The organism is Parageobacillus sp. G301 (genome assembly GCF_030268025.1).
Taxonomy (GTDB): Bacteria; Bacillota; Bacilli; order Bacillales; family Anoxybacillaceae; genus Parageobacillus_B; species Parageobacillus_B toebii.
In genome coordinates this window covers 251,819-269,201 of record NZ_BSDB01000003.1, presented here as the reverse complement: position 1 = coordinate 269,201, position 17,383 = coordinate 251,819, and the positions used below count along the sequence as shown (strand labels likewise).

The 17,383-nt window shown below is 46.7% G+C and carries 9 protein-coding genes, 3 rRNA genes and 3 riboswitches; of the genes, 11 read left to right on the top strand and 1 reads right to left on the bottom strand.

Going from position 1 to position 17,383, the window contains the following annotated elements; all coding sequences use genetic code 11:
- The 8 genes from QSJ37_RS17085 to rrf all read left to right on the top strand — a co-directional run bounded on the left by QSJ37_RS17085 (nucleotide 1) and on the right by rrf (nucleotide 13,277).
- A complete protein-coding gene (locus QSJ37_RS17085; RefSeq protein ID WP_285756391.1) occupies nucleotides 1–1,188 on the top strand; it encodes a DUF58 domain-containing protein in 1,188 nt (395 codons plus the stop codon).
- On the top strand, nucleotides 1,185–3,371 hold the full coding sequence (locus tag QSJ37_RS17080) for a DUF4129 domain-containing transglutaminase family protein (protein ID WP_285756390.1): 2,187 nt from the start codon (nucleotides 1,185–1,187) through the stop codon (nucleotides 3,369–3,371). Before QSJ37_RS17085 ends, QSJ37_RS17080 begins: the two co-directional genes overlap by 4 nt.
- Before the next feature lie 40 nt (nucleotides 3,372–3,411).
- Nucleotides 3,412–3,513: riboswitch (purine riboswitch) on the top strand.
- A 61-nt stretch (nucleotides 3,514–3,574) separates the two neighbouring features.
- On the top strand, nucleotides 3,575–5,113 hold the full coding sequence (guaA, locus tag QSJ37_RS17075; RefSeq protein WP_285756389.1) for a glutamine-hydrolyzing GMP synthase: 1,539 nt from the start codon (nucleotides 3,575–3,577) through the stop codon (nucleotides 5,111–5,113).
- 95 nt (nucleotides 5,114–5,208) lie between these two features.
- Nucleotides 5,209–5,310, top strand: a riboswitch (purine riboswitch).
- Nucleotides 5,311–5,409: 99 nt separating this feature from the next.
- Nucleotides 5,410–6,735 (top strand): NCS2 family permease, encoded by a 1,326-nt coding sequence (locus tag QSJ37_RS17070; protein ID WP_089096755.1) that lies wholly within the window; start codon nucleotides 5,410–5,412, stop codon nucleotides 6,733–6,735.
- Nucleotides 6,736–6,818: 83 nt separating this feature from the next.
- Nucleotides 6,819–7,361: a GNAT family N-acetyltransferase gene (locus QSJ37_RS17065; RefSeq protein ID WP_285756388.1), complete on the top strand. Its 543-nt coding sequence runs from the start codon at nucleotides 6,819–6,821 to the stop codon at nucleotides 7,359–7,361.
- Between the two features lie 767 nt (nucleotides 7,362–8,128).
- Nucleotides 8,129–9,686: ribosomal RNA gene (locus QSJ37_RS17060) — 16S ribosomal RNA — on the top strand.
- A 285-nt stretch (nucleotides 9,687–9,971) separates the two neighbouring features.
- A 23S ribosomal RNA gene (locus QSJ37_RS17055) occupies nucleotides 9,972–12,907 on the top strand.
- A 253-nt stretch (nucleotides 12,908–13,160) separates the two neighbouring features.
- A 5S ribosomal RNA gene (gene rrf, locus QSJ37_RS17050) occupies nucleotides 13,161–13,277 on the top strand.
- The 16S, 23S and 5S rRNA genes sit together here, the layout of an rRNA operon.
- A gap of 368 nt (nucleotides 13,278–13,645) precedes the next feature.
- On the opposite strand, the gene QSJ37_RS17045 is transcribed toward rrf, so the two are convergent.
- On the bottom strand, nucleotides 13,646–14,083 hold the full coding sequence (locus QSJ37_RS17045; RefSeq protein WP_285756387.1) for an Hsp20/alpha crystallin family protein: 438 nt from the start codon (nucleotides 14,081–14,083) through the stop codon (nucleotides 13,646–13,648).
- 148 nt (nucleotides 14,084–14,231) lie between these two features.
- Nucleotides 14,232–14,333: riboswitch (purine riboswitch) on the top strand.
- Nucleotides 14,334–14,448: 115 nt separating this feature from the next.
- Between QSJ37_RS17045 and purE the strand changes: the two genes are divergently transcribed.
- Genes purE through purB form a run of 3 tightly spaced genes read left to right on the top strand, consistent with a single transcriptional unit; the run spans nucleotide 14,449 to nucleotide 17,367 of the window.
- Nucleotides 14,449–14,937, top strand: a complete 489-nt coding sequence (gene purE / locus QSJ37_RS17040; RefSeq protein WP_285756386.1) for a 5-(carboxyamino)imidazole ribonucleotide mutase — start codon at nucleotides 14,449–14,451, stop codon at nucleotides 14,935–14,937.
- Nucleotides 14,921–16,075 carry a 5-(carboxyamino)imidazole ribonucleotide synthase gene (purK, locus tag QSJ37_RS17035; protein WP_285756385.1) on the top strand — a complete coding sequence of 385 codons (1,155 nt, stop codon included), beginning with the start codon at nucleotides 14,921–14,923 and terminating at the stop codon, nucleotides 16,073–16,075. The genes purE and purK overlap by 17 nt, the downstream gene beginning before the upstream one ends.
- The gene (purB, locus tag QSJ37_RS17030) at nucleotides 16,072–17,367 is read left to right on the top strand and encodes an adenylosuccinate lyase (protein WP_285756384.1); all 1,296 of its coding nucleotides are present in this window, start codon (nucleotides 16,072–16,074) and stop codon (nucleotides 17,365–17,367) included. The genes purK and purB overlap by 4 nt, the downstream gene beginning before the upstream one ends.
- The last annotated feature ends 16 nt before the right edge of the window (nucleotides 17,368–17,383 follow it).

Below are 17,383 nucleotides of genomic sequence, written 5' to 3'. Positions count from 1 at the left end.
ATGAGAAAACGAACGCGCTTTATTCGGCAAGTTTTTGGTTTATTTAGTTTATTTGTGATCCTTTTTTCGTATGCGATGTTTCAGGGAGGCTTTGTCAGTTGGTTTTTGTTTTATAGTTTTCTTCCATTTGGTCTTTATTCACTAGCAATTGCCGTCTATCCGTTTCATCGCGTCATTGTGAGGCGAGTGATTCATCAGCGGCAGTTTCATGCCGGCGATTCGCTTACGGCAACGGTCGAAGTGCGTTTTCCGATTTGGTTTCCATTTGTGGCGTTGACGATGGAGGAAGCCGCTGTTCCTTTACTTAAGATGGAACAGACAAAAGCAACGATTCCATTTATTTGGAAACGAACGTTTTCTTACACGTATGAATTGCGCGAGCTGCCGCGAGGGGAACATGTATTTTCCGCGCTTCGCCTTACCGCTACGGACTTTTTCGGACTAATAGAAAAGAATTCGCTCCATTTCGCAGAAGAAACGATTTTAGTATATCCTCGCTATATCGATATCATGTACCGAAAAGTGGGACAACAGTTTGACCAAGGAATGGCCGCTTCCTTGCTACAGATTCATCGAGATATGACGATGGCTGTCGGGGTTCGTGAATACGCGCCAGGCGACCGCTTTTCATGGGTTCATTGGAAAGCATCTGCCCGCAAGCAACGGTTGATGACAAAAGAGTTTGAAGAACGGCAGCGGGATGATTTGATCGTTGTACTTGATCGTACACCAACATCATTGTTTGAAGAGATCGTGACATTTGTTGCTTCTTTTTTGCGGGCCGCTATTAAACAAGGGGTGCAGACAGGGCTTGTATCCGTTGGCAGCGACCGCACCATCTTTCCTGCTCGAAATGGTCAGGAGCATCTACAGCGCTTGTTTTATCATCTGGCAAAAGTAGCTTGTGATAGTCATGAGCCATTTGCGCGCGTTATTTCCAATGAAAGAGCAAACTGGAGAGCGGCCGTTGCTTTTTGCTATGTTACTTCTTATTTACAGAAAGAGCTGGTTTTCACGTTAGGCGAAATGTCTGCACGCCGCCATGAGGGAACCGTGTTTCTTATCAAGGATGATTTGACGAAAGAGGAGCGGAATTGGATGGAAGCGCTGCGCCATAAAGGAATCCATGTTGTGGTCGTATCGCCGCGAAATATAATGACGACCTTGCATAAAGGCAGGGATGAATGATGAATTCAATTAAAAATCTCGGGAAGAATCTGCTTATATATGGGTTGGCTTGCTGGCTGCTGATCGAATGGCTTCTTCCGCTAGAAACGGTGTCTGATACCGGGAATGTGCAAGTCTTTATTTGGTTTGTGTCTGTCTGTTTTCTTTTTTATTTGTTGCGGATTCCAGTGTGGCTTTCTGCTTTTATAAAGATTGCATATATGGTCTGTGTGTTAAACACATTGTTTTACCATGTTTCTTATCTGCAGGTGCTGAAGCTGCTTGTTCGGGAAATTGTTGATCACGTCCCTATTTTATTTTCGATGCATTGGGCGGAACTGACCAACTCGTTTCGCAGCTTTCTTTTTTTTCTTTTGCTATGGATGATGGCGTATTTACTGCATTATTGGCTATTTACGCAAAAACGGCTGTTTTTCTTTTATGTCCTGACTGTTACGTACATTACGGTACTAGATACGTTTACCATGTTTCATGGAAACGGTGCGATTATTCGTTTAGTCGTCTTTGGTTTTTTCTTCTTAAGCTTCCTCCATATGGAACGGTGGCGTGGAAAGGCGTCGATTGCAGGCGGAATCAGAAAATGGACGGTTTTCTGCTTATGCCTAATTGGACTAGCTTTCATCTGCGGATATTTTAGTCCCAAACTGCCGCCTAAATGGCCGGATCCGGTAGCGTTTGTGAAAAGCTATGCAGCCCCGCAAGAAGAAAAAAGGAATGATCCTGCTTTAGCGAAGGTGAAAAAAATCGGCTATGGGCAAAATGATTCGCGACTTGGCGGTCCGTTTATTGCCGATGATACGGTAGTTTTTATTGCCGAAGACAAAAAGCGGCATTATTGGCGTGTCGAAACGAAAGATATTTATACAGGAAAAGGATGGGAAATCCCGGATAGTGTGCAAGTAAAAACATTTGAGGAAAACACGGATATCGGTTATTCTTGGTGGAATCCATCGGTGAAAAAACAAACGATGACAGCTAGCATCCATATAAAGGAGCCTTATTTCCATATTGTTTATCCTCTTGGGCTAAAGACAATAGATACGCCTGAAGATATTGTGCTTCGTTTGGACACGGCAACGGAAAAAATGTATGCAACTGATCGTTCGGCTTATGCGATTATGTTAAGGACATATAATATTACTTATGAATATCCGACGTTTTCCATTGATAAATTAAACGCCGCGCCGCCAGTGCAAGATGAGGGGTTAAAAAAGCGATATACGCAGCTTCCTGAAAGCTTGCCGAAACGAGTACGAGATTTGGCGAAGCAAATCGTAAAAGGAAAGCAAACACAGTATGAACAAGTAAAAGCAATTGAGCAATATTTTCACATGAACGGATATGTGTATGAAACGAGTGATGTTGCTATTCCAGGGGAAAAAGATGACTACGTCGATCAGTTTTTATTTGAAACAAAAAAAGGATATTGTGATAATTTTTCCACTTCGATGGTTGTGCTCCTACGTTCTCTTGGTATTCCAGCACGTTGGGTGAAGGGATATACGTCGGGGCAACTAATAGAAGGAGCAACTTTGGGAGAGGAAGAAGGAAAAAATGTATATCAAGTGACGAACAAGGATGCGCATTCATGGGTGGAAGTGTATTTTTCCGGAATCGGCTGGGTTCCGTTTGAGCCAACGCAAGGGTTTGCGAACCCATATGAGTTTACCGATTTGCAATCTACGCCGGAAACAGTGTCGGTTCCTCGACAGCGTAGGCTCGAGCAAAACCGTGTTCCTATAAAAGATGTGATGGAGCAAGATCGTTCTTCTTCATCAAGTGTGAAAGAAACATTCGCCAGCTTTTTGGACATTTTGTCGTGGAAGCGCATCACGATTGTAGTGTTCATATTGCTTGTTTGTGTATTGGTGTTGTACAAAACGAGACGGAAATGGTGGCCGTATGTTACATTGTTTCTATTCAAATATAAGCGGGGGAATGACCGATTTACGAAAGCGTATCTTTCTTTACTCCGTCACTTGGATGATTATGGATTAAAACGGAAACAAGATCAAACGCTAAGACAATACGCCGCATATGTCGACGATTGGTTTCAAACAAAGGAAATGACGAAGTTGACATTGTTATATGAAAAGGTGATTTATCAACAAGAAACCGTTCGGGTTGAATGGGCGGAAGTGAAAGAATTATGGGAAAATTTAATTAAAAAAACGGCATCTTGACCGCTGATAGATAGAGTTGATAGAATGGATTAAAATTTAATGAAATCATCATATGTACCTTCATATATCCTCGGTAATATGGTCCGAGAGTCTCTACCGGGTCGCCGTAAACGACCCGACTATGAAGGCGGAATTAACTAGAATTTTGCCTTTATAGTTGTCGGGGGCGATTCTAGTTTTTTATTTTGCGATGAGGTGATGACATGGAACAAAAACAGGAAATGATTATTGTTCTAGATTTTGGAAGCCAGTATAACCAATTAATTACTCGCCGCATTCGCGAGTTTGGGGTATACAGCGAATTGCATCCACATACGATTACAGCGGAAAAAATTCAAGAAATGAATGTAAAAGGAATCATTTTTTCTGGCGGTCCAAACAGCGTATATGATGATAATGCGTTTACGTGTGATCCGAAAATTTTTGAGCTTGGTTTGCCGATTTTAGGAATTTGTTATGGCATGCAGTTAATGACCCATCATTTGGGTGGAAAAGTAGAAAAAGCAACACATCGTGAGTACGGAAAAGCAATGATTCAAGTAAAGAACGCTTCCGCCCTTTTTGAACGTCTCCCAGACGAGCAAGTGGTCTGGATGAGCCACGGCGATTTAGTCACTGCTCCGCCAGAGGGATTTACTGTAGATGCTGTTAGCGCTTCTTGTCCAATTGCGGCAATGAGCAATGAGGCGAAAAAGTTTTACGCGGTGCAATTCCATCCAGAAGTGCGCCATTCCGTTTACGGAAACGATATCTTAAGAAATTTCGTATTTGACGTGTGCCAATGTAAAGGCGATTGGACAATGGAAAGCTTTATCGATAGCGAAGTGCGCAAAATTCGCGAGCTTGTTGGAGATAAAAAAGTGCTTTGCGCGTTAAGCGGCGGTGTCGATTCTTCCGTGGCGGCTGTGCTTGTGCATCGCGCCATCGGCGATCAACTCACATGTATTTTTGTCGATCACGGACTCCTTCGCAAAGGGGAAGCGGAAAGCGTCATGAAAACATTCCGCGAAGGATTCCATATGAACGTTATTAAAGTGGATGCGAAAGAGCGCTTTTTATCAAAATTAAAAGGGGTAACCGACCCGGAACAAAAACGCAAAATCATCGGCAACGAATTTATTTATGTGTTTGATGATGAAGCGGCAAAATTAGAAGGAATAGAGTTTTTAGTACAAGGGACGCTTTATACGGATATTATCGAAAGCGGCACGGCGACAGCACAGACGATCAAGTCTCATCATAACGTCGGCGGATTGCCGGAAGATATGAAATTCAAACTCATCGAACCGCTTAATACGCTGTTTAAAGATGAAGTACGCGCGCTTGGAACGGAATTAGGCCTTCCAGATGAAATTGTTTGGCGGCAGCCGTTCCCAGGTCCAGGATTAGGCATTCGCGTGCTTGGCGAAGTGACAGAAGAAAAATTAGAAATCGTCCGTGAATCGGACGCGATTTTACGGGAAGAAATTAAAAAAGCGGGACTTGATCGGGAAATTTGGCAATATTTCACGGTGCTTCCGGACATTCGCAGCGTCGGTGTGATGGGTGATGCCCGCACATATGACTATACGGTCGGCATTCGCGCTGTTACATCGGTGGATGGCATGACAGCGGATTGGGCGCGCATTCCTTGGGAAGTGCTCGAGAAAATTTCTACGCGTATCGTCAATGAAGTGCCGCATGTCAATCGAGTCGTATACGATATTACAAGTAAGCCGCCGGCAACGATTGAATGGGAATGATTCCTGTAAAACGAACAAAAGACGGACATTTATCGTTAAATGTTCGTCTTTTTTATTGACATAAAGCGATCGTGCTGATACAATGTACCTAGATCGCGAATATTGTCAAAATACGTCGTATAATCCCGGGAATATGGCTCGGGAGTTTCTACCAAGCTACCGTAAATAGCTTGACTACGAGGTATAATGGGGTAGAGAGTGCATTTTTTTGTCCTCTCTATATTCATTATCCCTCTTTAGTCAACGCTTCTGGTAGCTTACTAGAAGCGTTTTTATTTTTATAGGGGGGACATTAAGTGAAAAAGTATTTCCAATTTGAAGAGCTCGGCACGAATTACCGTACGGAGATCATCGCTGGGATTACAACGTTTTTGTCGATGGCGTATATTTTGTTCGTTAACCCGTTTACCCTGTCATTAGGAGCGGTAAAAGATTTTCCTAATGAGCTGCGGATTGACCAAGGTGCGGTATTTGTTGCGACCGCGCTTGCTGCGGCGTATGGATGTATTTTAATGGGTATTTTAGCACGTTACCCGATTGCGCTAGCGCCAGGGATGGGGCTAAATGCGTTCTTTGCATTCACAGTTGTTTTGCATATGCACATCCCATGGCAGACGGCATTAGCGGGAGTGTTCGTATCAGGGGTTATTTTTACGATTTTATCTTTAACAGGCATCCGCGAAAAAATTATTGATGCGATTCCGGTAGAGTTGAAGTACGCCGTTGGATCGGGAATCGGGCTATTTATCACATTTATCGGCTTGCAAAATGCAAAAATCATTGTCGATAATCCGGCAACGTTAGTAGGTTTAAGCGATTTAAAAGACGGAAATACGCTATTAGCTATTTTTGGTTTGTTTGTGACGATAATATTAATGGTAAGAAAAGTAAATGGCAGCGTATTTTACGGTATGGTCATTACAGCGATTGTCGGAATGATTTTTGGTTTAATCAAAGTACCAGATAAAATCGTCGGAGCTGTTCCGGATATTTCTCCGACATTTGGCGTTGCGCTTCAGCATTTACCGGACATTTTCTCGTTAAAAATGCTTGGAGTAGTGTTAACTTTCTTCATCGTCGACTTTTTTGACGCAACAGGGACGCTATTAGCAGTAGCGAATCAAGCAGGGCTGTTAAAGGATAATAAACTGCCTCGCGCGGGGAAAGCATTGCTTGTTGATGCAACGGCGGTCATGGTTGGCGCCGTGCTTGGAACATCGACGACGACTTCTTATGTCGAATCATCGGCAGGGGTCGCAGCTGGCGGACGTTCCGGTTTTTCTGCGGTAGTAACAGGAATTTTGTTTTTGCTGTCGCTATTTTTCTCGCCGTTATTAAGTGTTGTTACCGCGCCTGTCACCGCCCCAGCGCTGATTATTGTTGGCGTGTTAATGGTATCTTCCATTGGAGAAATCGATTGGAAAAAACTCGAAGTAGCGATTCCGGCATTTTTCACGTTAATTACGATGCCGCTTTCGTATAGCATTGCGACAGGGATTGCGGTTGGATTCATCTTTTATCCGATTACGATGATTTTAAGAGGACGCGGTAAAGAAGTTCATCCGATTTTATATGTGTTGTTTGTCATCTTTATCTTATACTTTCTCTTTTTAAGAGAATAGAAAAAGTCCGCCAAAACGGCGGGCTTTTTTATTTGGATTTGGTATAATAGTAGGAAAATTTATAAAACTGGGAGAGGAACGCTATGTTTATCCACCGCCTGGATGAAGAATCGTGGCTGAAGTTGCTTACAGTGGAAGATGCAGAACGGTTATTTGCATTAGTTGATTCATGCCGTCCGCATTTGCGGAAGTGGCTTCCGTGGGTGGATTCAACAAAAATAGTAGAGGATTCGAAAGCGTTTATCGCAGGGGGATTGCAGAAATTTGCCGCTGGAAACGGCTTTGAAGCAGGGATTTGGCATAAAGGACAATTAGCGGGAGTCATTGGACTTCATTATATTGATCGCGCTAATAAAAAAACAAGCATTGGCTACTGGCTGGGGGAGCAGTTTCAAGGGCTTGGATTAATGACGAAAGCGTGCAAAGCGTGTATCGACTATGCTTTTGGTGAATTGAAATTGCATCGGTTGGAAATCCGTTGCGCAGTGGAAAATAAAAAAAGCAGGGCAATTCCTGAGCGATTAGGGTTTACAAACGAAGGGACGATCCGGGAAGCAGAGTGGCTTTACGACCATTTCGTTGACCACGTTGTTTATGGAATGTTGGAGAGAGAATGGAAACGTTAAAGCGAACTAGAGGGTGCCATACGAATGATCTTTTGTGGCATCTTTCTTTTTGTTTATACTAGAGATTTGACGGCTAAATATATTGCAAACACAAAGAAAAAGTTATTTACCTAATAGTGTTAGGTTGAGGTTATAAACGAAGGTATTGCCGCTAATATTGTACTTGGCGGCTATATAAGGATAAAACGCATGTGCTGTTTGTTTGGCTGTATGTGTGATCGTGGTGAATATAGAATATAGAGTACAGAAAGTGTTGTTTGGTTGGATAAAAATACCTATGGTAAATGGTTGACATTTAATAAGCGATGATGTTATATTAGTAAAGCCGCTTTGATGCGGACGAAAAAAATTAAAAAAACATATTGACATGTTAAATTGAAAGTGATATATTATAAGAGTCGCTTTTAAAGAACAAAACAAATGTTCCTTGAAAACTGAACAAAACGAAGCGTCCAAATAGAAAAGCGAAGGCAAGCGGATAACGCCGAAAGGAAAATGTTCTTCCGACGAGACATGCTTGCATGTCGACGGAGGAAGGTTATTTTCCGCAAGGCGTTGCGAGCCGGAGCTGGACAATAAGAAATGCTGAAGCGCCGCGATCAGCTCTCGAAGCCAAATGTTCTTCACCCGTTGAAGTGCTTGCACTTCGAGGGGGAAGGTTATTTGGCACAAGAGAGCTAGGCGCTGAAGCTGGACAATAAGAAAAGCGAAGGCGGCTTGACACCTTCGGTGTCAGTGCCGAAAATTAAATAAGCCAATCAACTTTCTTTTTGGAGAGTTTGATCCTGGCTCAGGACGAACGCTGGCGGCGTGCCTAATACATGCAAGTCGAGCGGACCGAACGGAAGCTTGCTTCTGTTCGGTTAGCGGCGGACGGGTGAGTAACACGTGGGTAACCTGCCCGTAAGACCGGGATAACTCCGGGAAACCGGGGCTAATACCGGATAACACCGAAGACCGCATGGTCTTCGGTTGAAAGGTGGCTTTTGCTACCACTTACGGATGGGCCCGCGGCGCATTAGCTAGTTGGTGAGGTAACGGCTCACCAAGGCGACGATGCGTAGCCGGCCTGAGAGGGTGACCGGCCACACTGGGACTGAGACACGGCCCAGACTCCTACGGGAGGCAGCAGTAGGGAATCTTCCGCAATGGACGAAAGTCTGACGGAGCGACGCCGCGTGAGCGAAGAAGGTCTTCGGATCGTAAAGCTCTGTTGTTAGGGAAGAAGAAGTACCGTTCGAATAGGGCGGTACGGTGACGGTACCTAACGAGAAAGCCCCGGCTAACTACGTGCCAGCAGCCGCGGTAATACGTAGGGGGCGAGCGTTGTCCGGAATTATTGGGCGTAAAGCGCGCGCAGGCGGTCCCTTAAGTCTGATGTGAAAGCCCACGGCTCAACCGTGGAGGGTCATTGGAAACTGGGGGACTTGAGTGCAGAAGAGGAGAGCGGAATTCCACGTGTAGCGGTGAAATGCGTAGAGATGTGGAGGAACACCAGTGGCGAAGGCGGCTCTCTGGTCTGTAACTGACGCTGAGGCGCGAAAGCGTGGGGAGCAAACAGGATTAGATACCCTGGTAGTCCACGCCGTAAACGATGAGTGCTAAGTGTTAGAGGGGTTAAACCCTTTAGTGCTGTAGCTAACGCGTTAAGCACTCCGCCTGGGGAGTACGGCCGCAAGGCTGAAACTCAAAGGAATTGACGGGGGCCCGCACAAGCGGTGGAGCATGTGGTTTAATTCGAAGCAACGCGAAGAACCTTACCAGGTCTTGACATCCCCTGACAACCCTGGAGACAGGGCGTTCCCCCTTCGGGGGGACAGGGTGACAGGTGGTGCATGGTTGTCGTCAGCTCGTGTCGTGAGATGTTGGGTTAAGTCCCGCAACGAGCGCAACCCTCGCCCCTAGTTGCCAGCATTCAGTTGGGCACTCTAGGGGGACTGCCGGTGACAAACCGGAGGAAGGTGGGGATGACGTCAAATCATCATGCCCCTTATGACCTGGGCTACACACGTGCTACAATGGGCGGTACAAAGGGCTGCGAACCCGCGAGGGGGAGCGAATCCCAAAAAGCCGCTCTCAGTTCGGATTGCAGGCTGCAACTCGCCTGCATGAAGCCGGAATCGCTAGTAATCGCGGATCAGCATGCCGCGGTGAATACGTTCCCGGGCCTTGTACACACCGCCCGTCACACCACGAGAGCTTGCAACACCCGAAGTCGGTGAGGTAACCCTTTAAGGGAGCCAGCCGCCGAAGGTGGGGCAAGTGATTGGGGTGAAGTCGTAACAAGGTAGCCGTACCGGAAGGTGCGGCTGGATCACCTCCTTTCTAAGGATGATATCGTACTGATAGAAAGTGGGCGCTTCGAGTTTGTTCAGTTTTGAGAGAACATGCTATATGTTCTTTCAAATAAATGTTGTTCCTTGAAAACTAGATAACCGAAAAGAAAAGCGGAGGCGCCGCGGTTAGCTCTCGAAGCCAAATGTTCTTCACCCACAGAAGTGCTTGCACTTCGAGGGGGAAGGTTATTTGGCACAAGAGAGCTAGGCGCCGAAGCTAGACATAGGAAGAAGCCGAGAAGCGAAGGCGGCAAGCGTGAAGCTGTTTTCGCATGGTTAAGTTAGAAAGGGCGCACGGTGGATGCCTTGGCACTAGGAGCCGATGAAGGACGGGGCAAACGCCGAAACGCTTCGGGGAGCTGTAAGCAAGCGTTGATCCGGAGATGTCCGAATGGGGAAACCCACTGCCCGTAATGGGGCAGTATCCATACCTGAATCCATAGGGTATGGAGGGCACACCCGGGGAACTGAAACATCTAAGTACCCGGAGGAGAAGAAAGCAACCGCGATTCCCTGAGTAGCGGCGAGCGAAACGGGAACAGCCCAAACCAAGAGGCTTGCCTCTTGGGGTTGTAGGACCACTCATGATGGGAGTTACAAAGGAACGGGGTAGACGAAGCGGTCTGGAAAGGCCCGCCAGAGAAGGTGACAGCCCTGTAGTCGAAACTTCGTTCCCTCCCGAGTGGATCCTGAGTACGGCGGGACACGGGGAATCCCGTCGGAAGCAGGGAGGACCATCTCCCAAGGCTAAATACTCCCTAGTGACCGATAGTGAACCAGTACCGTGAGGGAAAGGTGAAAAGCACCCCGGAAGGGGAGTGAAAGAGAACCTGAAACCGTGTGCCTACAAGTAGTCAGAGCCCGTTTATGGGTGATGGCGTGCCTTTTGTAGAATGAACCGGCGAGTTACGATGACGTGCGAGGTTAAGTCGAAGAGACGGAGCCGCAGCGAAAGCGAGTCTGAATAGGGCGTTAAGTACGTCGTCGTAGACCCGAAACCAGGTGATCTACCCATGTCCAGGGTGAAGGTAGGGTAACACCTACTGGAGGCCCGAACCCACGCACGTTGAAAAGTGCGGGGATGAGGTGTGGGTAGGGGTGAAATGCCAATCGAACCTGGAGATAGCTGGTTCTCCCCGAAATAGCTTTAGGGCTAGCCTCAAGGGAAGAGTCTTGGAGGTAGAGCACTGATTGAGCTAGGGGCCCTCATCGGGTTACCGAACTCAGTCAAACTCCGAATGCCAATGACTTATCCTTGGGAGTCAGACTACGAGTGATAAGATCCGTGGTCGAGAGGGAAACAGCCCAGACCACCAGCTAAGGTCCCAAAGTGCACGTTAAGTGGAAAAGGATGTGGAGTTGCCCAGACAACCAGGATGTTGGCTTAGAAGCAGCCATCATTTAAAGAGTGCGTAATAGCTCACTGGTCGAGTGACTCTGCGCCGAAAATGTACCGGGGCTAAACGTGCCACCGAAGCTGTGGGATGACCGCCCGTCATCGGTAGGGGAGCGTTCTAAGCGCGCCGAAGCGAGACCGGAAGGACTCGTGGAGCGCTTAGAAGTGAGAATGCCGGTGTGAGTAGCGAAAACAGAGGTGAGAATCCTCTGCACCGAAAGCCTAAGGTTTCCTGAGGAAGGTTCGTCCGCTCAGGGTTAGTCGGGACCTAAGCCGAGGCCGAAAGGCGTAGGTGATGGGCAACAGGTTGAGATTCCTGTACCACCTCCTCACCGTTTGAGCAATGGGGGGACGCAGGAAGGTAGGGCGAGCAGGCTGCTGGAATAGCCTGTCCAAGCGGTTAGGCTGCCAGATAGGCAAATCCGTCTGGCGCAAAGGCTGAGCCGTGATGGCGAAGGGACCATCGGTCCCGAAGTCCCCGATCCTACACTGCCAAGAAAAGCCTCTAGCGAGGTGAGAGGTGCCCGTACCGCAAACCGACACAGGTAGGCGAGGAGAGAATCCTAAGGTGCGCGGGAGAACTCTCGTTAAGGAACTCGGCAAAATGACCCCGTAACTTCGGGAGAAGGGGTGCTCTCTTGGGTGATGAGCCCGAGAGAGCCGCAGTGAAAAGGCCCAAGCGACTGTTTATCAAAAACACAGGTCTCTGCGAAGCCGAAAGGCGAAGTATAGGGGCTGACACCTGCCCGGTGCTGGAAGGTTAAGGGGAGCGCTTAAGCCGCAAGGCTGAAGGTGCGAACCGAAGCCCCAGTAAACGGCGGCCGTAACTATAACGGTCCTAAGGTAGCGAAATTCCTTGTCGGGTAAGTTCCGACCCGCACGAAAGGTGTAACGACTTGGGCACTGTCTCAACGAGAGACCCGGTGAAATCATACTACCTGTGAAGATGCAGGTTACCCGCGACAGGACGGAAAGACCCCGTGGAGCTTTACTGCAGCCTGATATGGAATTTTGGTATCGCTTGTACAGGATAGGTGGGAGCCTGAGAAGCCGGAGCGCCAGCTTCGGTGGAGGCGCCGGTGGGATACCACCCTGGCGGTATTGAAATTCTAACCCGCACCCCTTATCGGGGTGGGAGACAGTGTCAGGTGGGCAGTTTGACTGGGGCGGTCGCCTCCCAAAAGGTAACGGAGGCGCCCAAAGGTTCCCTCAGAATGGTTGGAAATCATTCGTAGAGTGCAAAGGCACAAGGGAGCTTGACTGCGAGACGGACAGGTCGAGCAGGGACGAAAGTCGGGCTTAGTGATCCGGTGGTTCCGTATGGAAGGGCCATCGCTCAACGGATAAAAGCTACCCCGGGGATAACAGGCTGATCTCCCCCAAGAGTCCACATCGACGGGGAGGTTTGGCACCTCGATGTCGGCTCATCGCATCCTGGGGCTGTAGTCGGTCCCAAGGGTTGGGCTGTTCGCCCATTAAAGCGGTACGCGAGCTGGGTTCAGAACGTCGTGAGACAGTTCGGTCCCTATCCGTCGCGGGCGCAGGAAATTTGAGAGGAGCTGTCCTTAGTACGAGAGGACCGGGATGGACGCACCGCTGGTGTACCAGTTGTCCCGCCAGGGGCACTGCTGGGTAGCTATGTGCGGAAGGGATAAGCGCTGAAAGCATCTAAGCGTGAAGCCCCCCTCAAGATGAGATTTCCCATCGCGTCAAGCGAGTAAGATCCCTCGAAGATGACGAGGTCGATAGGTCCGAGGTGGAAGCGTGGCGACACGTGGAGCTGACGGATACTAATCGATCGAGGACTTAACCAAGCGAAAAGCGGAGGTGCCGCGCTTAGCTCTCGAAGCCAAATGTTCTTCGCCCGTAGAGGTGCTTGCACCTCAAGGGAGAAGGTTATTTGGCGCAAGAGAGCTAGGCACCGGAGCTAGACAACGGAAAAGCGGAAGCCGCCTATGCAAAACGGCTTCTTCCAAACAGACGGTTATCTAGTTTTGAGGGAACGAAATCCCTCTTGACAAACGTGATGATTGGAATATAATAATATGTGGCCAATTGAAGTGCTTGCCTAGTGACAATAGCGGAGAGGAAACACCCGTTCCCATCCCGAACACGGAAGTTAAGCTCTCCAGCGCCGATGGTAGTTGGGGCCAGCGCCCCTGCAAGAGTAGGTCGTTGCTAGGCAGGCAAAAAATTAGAGAGCTGACAAGTTCTCTAATTTTTTTGCCCAGCTTATATAAAACCATTGAGTTTTTAATGACGCCATTTAAATCCTCTCCCCCAAAACTAGAAGCGTTATCATCGTTTCCTAGACCCCCTTTTTGATTTAGTATAGGAAACGGAAGCTGTGAAAAGAGGGTGTCCCAAAAATTTGTGGACACCCTCCCTTTTTTATATTTAGAAGGAGAAAGGAGTGATCACTTGCAGGGAAAGCGATGTACTGTAACCCATTTTTATCATACATATTTTCTTACCAATGATTGGTTTGTTTTTGAATGATCATGTTTTTATTGCGCTTTTACGGTAGTTGAAAACATGTCGAATGTAAAAAACTATTCTCCTTTTTTGATTTCGATTTTCTTTTTTGTCCCATCAGGGATTAGGCGATGAAGATGAATAAACAATAGACCATTGTGATATGTTGCCTCAATTCGATCTTCCTTTACTGCAAAGGGAAGCGGGATCGTTGTTTCCCATTCTCCTTGAAAAATTCCTTCTTCGATTAATTCGAACCCTTTGAATTGTAAATTAATATTTGCTTTAATTTCTAATGTTTTATAGTACACATAAAGTTCAACATCTTCCATTTTTTCTAATCCCGGTAAACTGACAACGATTAATAGCTCGTTGTCCTTTTTGTATATATTTATGCCAGATTGCTTTTTCGTTGTCGGTAAGAATGATTGGAAATTCCCCCAAAAATCTCCTTGAAAAAACTGTTCCCATTGTTTTGTCCATTCGGGAAACGGGTTAAACGGGTTTGACTTCACGGCAACTCCCTCCTCCGCTATTTCATCATATGTTTTCTACACCGTTTTGTGAGAATGAATAGAAAACACGAACATTAATAGTATAAATAAATTAAATGTTCGATTTTATATTGACATCTTCTGAAAAAGGTTGGTAAGATAATAGTAACTTCATAAAGTGAATCACCCTCATATAATTTTGGGAATATGGCCCAAAAGTCTCTACCCAATAACCGTAAATTATTGGACTATGAGGGAAAGGATCGTATTGGCTTTTTTCGTCACCTTATAGCCGAGGTATGCCCAGAACGATGCTTTCCCTTATCAATAGAGGGAACGTTCGTTCTGGTTTTTTATATAAAGAGAATCAAAGAGGTGAATGCCACATGCAGCCGCTTGTTGGTGTGATTATGGGAAGTCAATCGGATTGGGAGACAATGAAATATGCTTGCGATATATTAGAAGAATTGCAAATTCCGTTTGAAAAAAAAGTAGTTTCCGCCCATCGAACTCCAGATTACATGTTTGAGTATGCGGAGACGGCGGAAGAAAGAGGAATTAAAGTCATTATTGCTGGAGCAGGGGGAGCGGCGCATTTACCAGGAATGATTGCCGCTAAAACAACGCTGCCTGTGATTGGTGTGCCAGTGCAGTCAAAAGCGTTAAACGGATTAGACTCGCTTTTGTCCATTGTACAAATGCCGGGAGGTGTACCAGTAGCGACAGTCGCCATCGGCAAAGCGGGAGCTACGAACGCGGGACTTTTAGCAGCCTCGATGTTAGGCATTCATTACCCGCAGTACATGGAGGCGCTAAAAAAACGCAGGGAAACGATAAGAAAACAAGTAATGGAAAGCAGTGATCAACTTGTGTAATCGACAAATCATTCCTGGACAAACGATTGGAATTATTGGTGGTGGACAACTTGGGCGGATGATGGCAATCGCTTCGAAAGAAATGGGATTTCGCGTTGCCGTTCTTGATCCAACCCCAGATTCTCCATGTGGCCAAGTGGCGGATATCGAGATTACGGCAGAATATAACGATCTTGAAGCAATTCGAAAGCTTGCTGCGGTGAGTGATGTCATTACGTATGAATTTGAAAATATTGATGCGAATGCTTTAAATTGGCTCGTGGAACATGCGTATGTGCCGCAAGGAAGCAAGCTGCTTGCCATTACGCAAGACCGTGCGACGGAGAAAAAGGCGATTACAGATGCGGGACTTCCTGTTGCACCGTACGTCGAAGTGCAATCCAAAGAGGAGCTGGTTTCGGCCATTGAAACGGTCGGTCTTCCTTGTGTACTCAAAACACGCCGCGGCGGCTATGACGGCAAAGGACAATTCGTCATCCGCAACAAAGAAGATGCCAAGGAAGCGCTATCCTTATTAGCGGTTGGCCCTTGTGTATTAGAACGCTGGCTTTCGTTTGATAAAGAAATTTCCGTTATCGTAACAAGAAATGGATTTGGGGAGAGGGCCGTATTTCCGGTTGCGGAAAATATTCATGTCGATAATATTTTGCATGAAACGATTGTTCCAGCACGAATTTCCGGGCACATAGCGCAAAAAGCGGTTCGTTATGCGGAAACGCTCGCTGACTATTTTGGTCTCGTCGGAACGTTAGCGGTTGAAATGTTTTTAACAAAAGAAGGGGATATTTATATTAATGAGCTTGCCCCTAGACCGCACAACTCAGGTCATTATACAATTAATGCTTGTGTGACATCTCAATTTGAGCAGCATATCCGTGCCATCTGCAACTGGCCGTTAGGAAGCACGGAGCTGCTAAAACCAGCCGTGATGGTGAACATTTTAGGTGAGCATATGGAACCAATCCTTCAGAATATCGAAAAACTAAGTCACGCTCACCTTCATCTTTACGGCAAAAAAGAAGCAAAACCGAAAAGAAAAATGGGGCACGTGACGGTGCTCGCGGAACATGTCGATGTAGCACTTAAAATGATTGATTCATGGCAAATTTGGAATGATCGGAGGCTGGAACACGTATGATTGAACGTTACACAAGACCGGAAATGGGAGCGATTTGGACGGAAGAAAACCGTTTCAAAGCATGGCTTGAAGTTGAAATTTTAGCTTGTGAGGCATGGGCGGAGCTTGGGGTAATTCCAAAAGAAGACGTCGAGCTTATCCGTAAAAATGCATCGTTTGATATTCAGCGTATCAAAGAAATTGAGGAAGAAACGCGCCATGATGTGGTTGCTTTTACGCGCGCAGTTTCAGAAACGCTAGGCGAAGAGCGAAAATGGGTGCATTACGGTTTAACGTCTACCGATGTTGTTGACACAGCGTTATCGTATTTGTTAAAACAGGCGAACGAGATTTTGTTGAGAGATTTAGAAAACTTTATTCAAGTATTGAAAGAAAAAGCGCAGGAACATAAATATACGGTGATGATGGGGCGCACGCACGGCGTTCACGCCGAACCGACGACATTCGGTCTTAAAATGGCACTTTGGTATGCGGAGATGCAACGTAATTTAGAACGTTTTAAACAAGCGGCGGAAACGGTGCGCGTCGGGAAAATTTCCGGTGCGGTTGGAACGTATGCAAATATTGATCCGTTTGTTGAACAATACGTATGCGAAAAACTCGGGTTAAAACCAGCATTGATTTCCACACAAACGTTGCAGCGTGACCGCCATGCGTACTATATGGCGACATTAGCGCTCATTGCGACGTCGATTGAAAAATTCGCTGTTGAAATTCGTGGTTTGCAAAAAAGCGAAGTACGCGAAGTGGAAGAGTTTTTCGCCAAAGGTCAAAAAGGTTCGTCGGCGATGCCGCACAAACGCAATCCGATCGGTTCGGAAAATATGACAGGAATGTCGCGCGTTCTTCGCGGTTATATGTTAACGGCCTATGAAAACGTGCCTCTTTGGCATGAGCGTGATATTTCCCATTCTTCTGCTGAGCGCATCATTTTGCCGGATGCGACGATCGCGTTGAACTATATGCTAAATCGCTTTACGAACATCGTGAAAAACTTGAAAGTCTATCCGGAAAACATGAAGAAAAATATGGATCGCACATTAGGGCTTATTTATTCGCAACGCGTATTGCTCTCGTTAATTGATGCCGGCATGACGCGCGAAGAAGCGTACGACTTAGTGCAGCCAAAAGCGATGGAAGCTTGGGAAAAACAAGTGCCGTTCCGTTCGCTCATTGAAGCGGATGAGCGGATTACAAGCCGCTTAACGAAAGAACAAATCGATGACTGTTTTGATTATCGCTACCACTTAAAGCATGTGGATACGATTTTTGAACGGTTAGGATTGTCGTAATGATATATCGGCAAGG

Excerpts from the sequence above, each read along its gene's own strand:
- QSJ37_RS17085 (WP_285756391.1), top strand. The coding sequence starts at position 1 with ATGAGAAAACGAACGCGCTTTATTCGGCAAGTTTTTGGTTTATTTAGT.
- QSJ37_RS17080 (WP_285756390.1), top strand. The coding sequence starts at position 1,185 with ATGATGAATTCAATTAAAAATCTCGGGAAGAATCTGCTTATATATGGG.
- guaA (WP_285756389.1), top strand. The coding sequence starts at position 3,575 with ATGGAACAAAAACAGGAAATGATTATTGTTCTAGATTTTGGAAGCCAG.
- QSJ37_RS17065 (WP_285756388.1), top strand. The coding sequence starts at position 6,819 with ATGTTTATCCACCGCCTGGATGAAGAATCGTGGCTGAAGTTGCTTACA.
- purE (WP_285756386.1), top strand. The coding sequence starts at position 14,449 with ATGCAGCCGCTTGTTGGTGTGATTATGGGAAGTCAATCGGATTGGGAG.
- purB (WP_285756384.1), top strand. The coding sequence starts at position 16,072 with ATGATTGAACGTTACACAAGACCGGAAATGGGAGCGATTTGGACGGAA.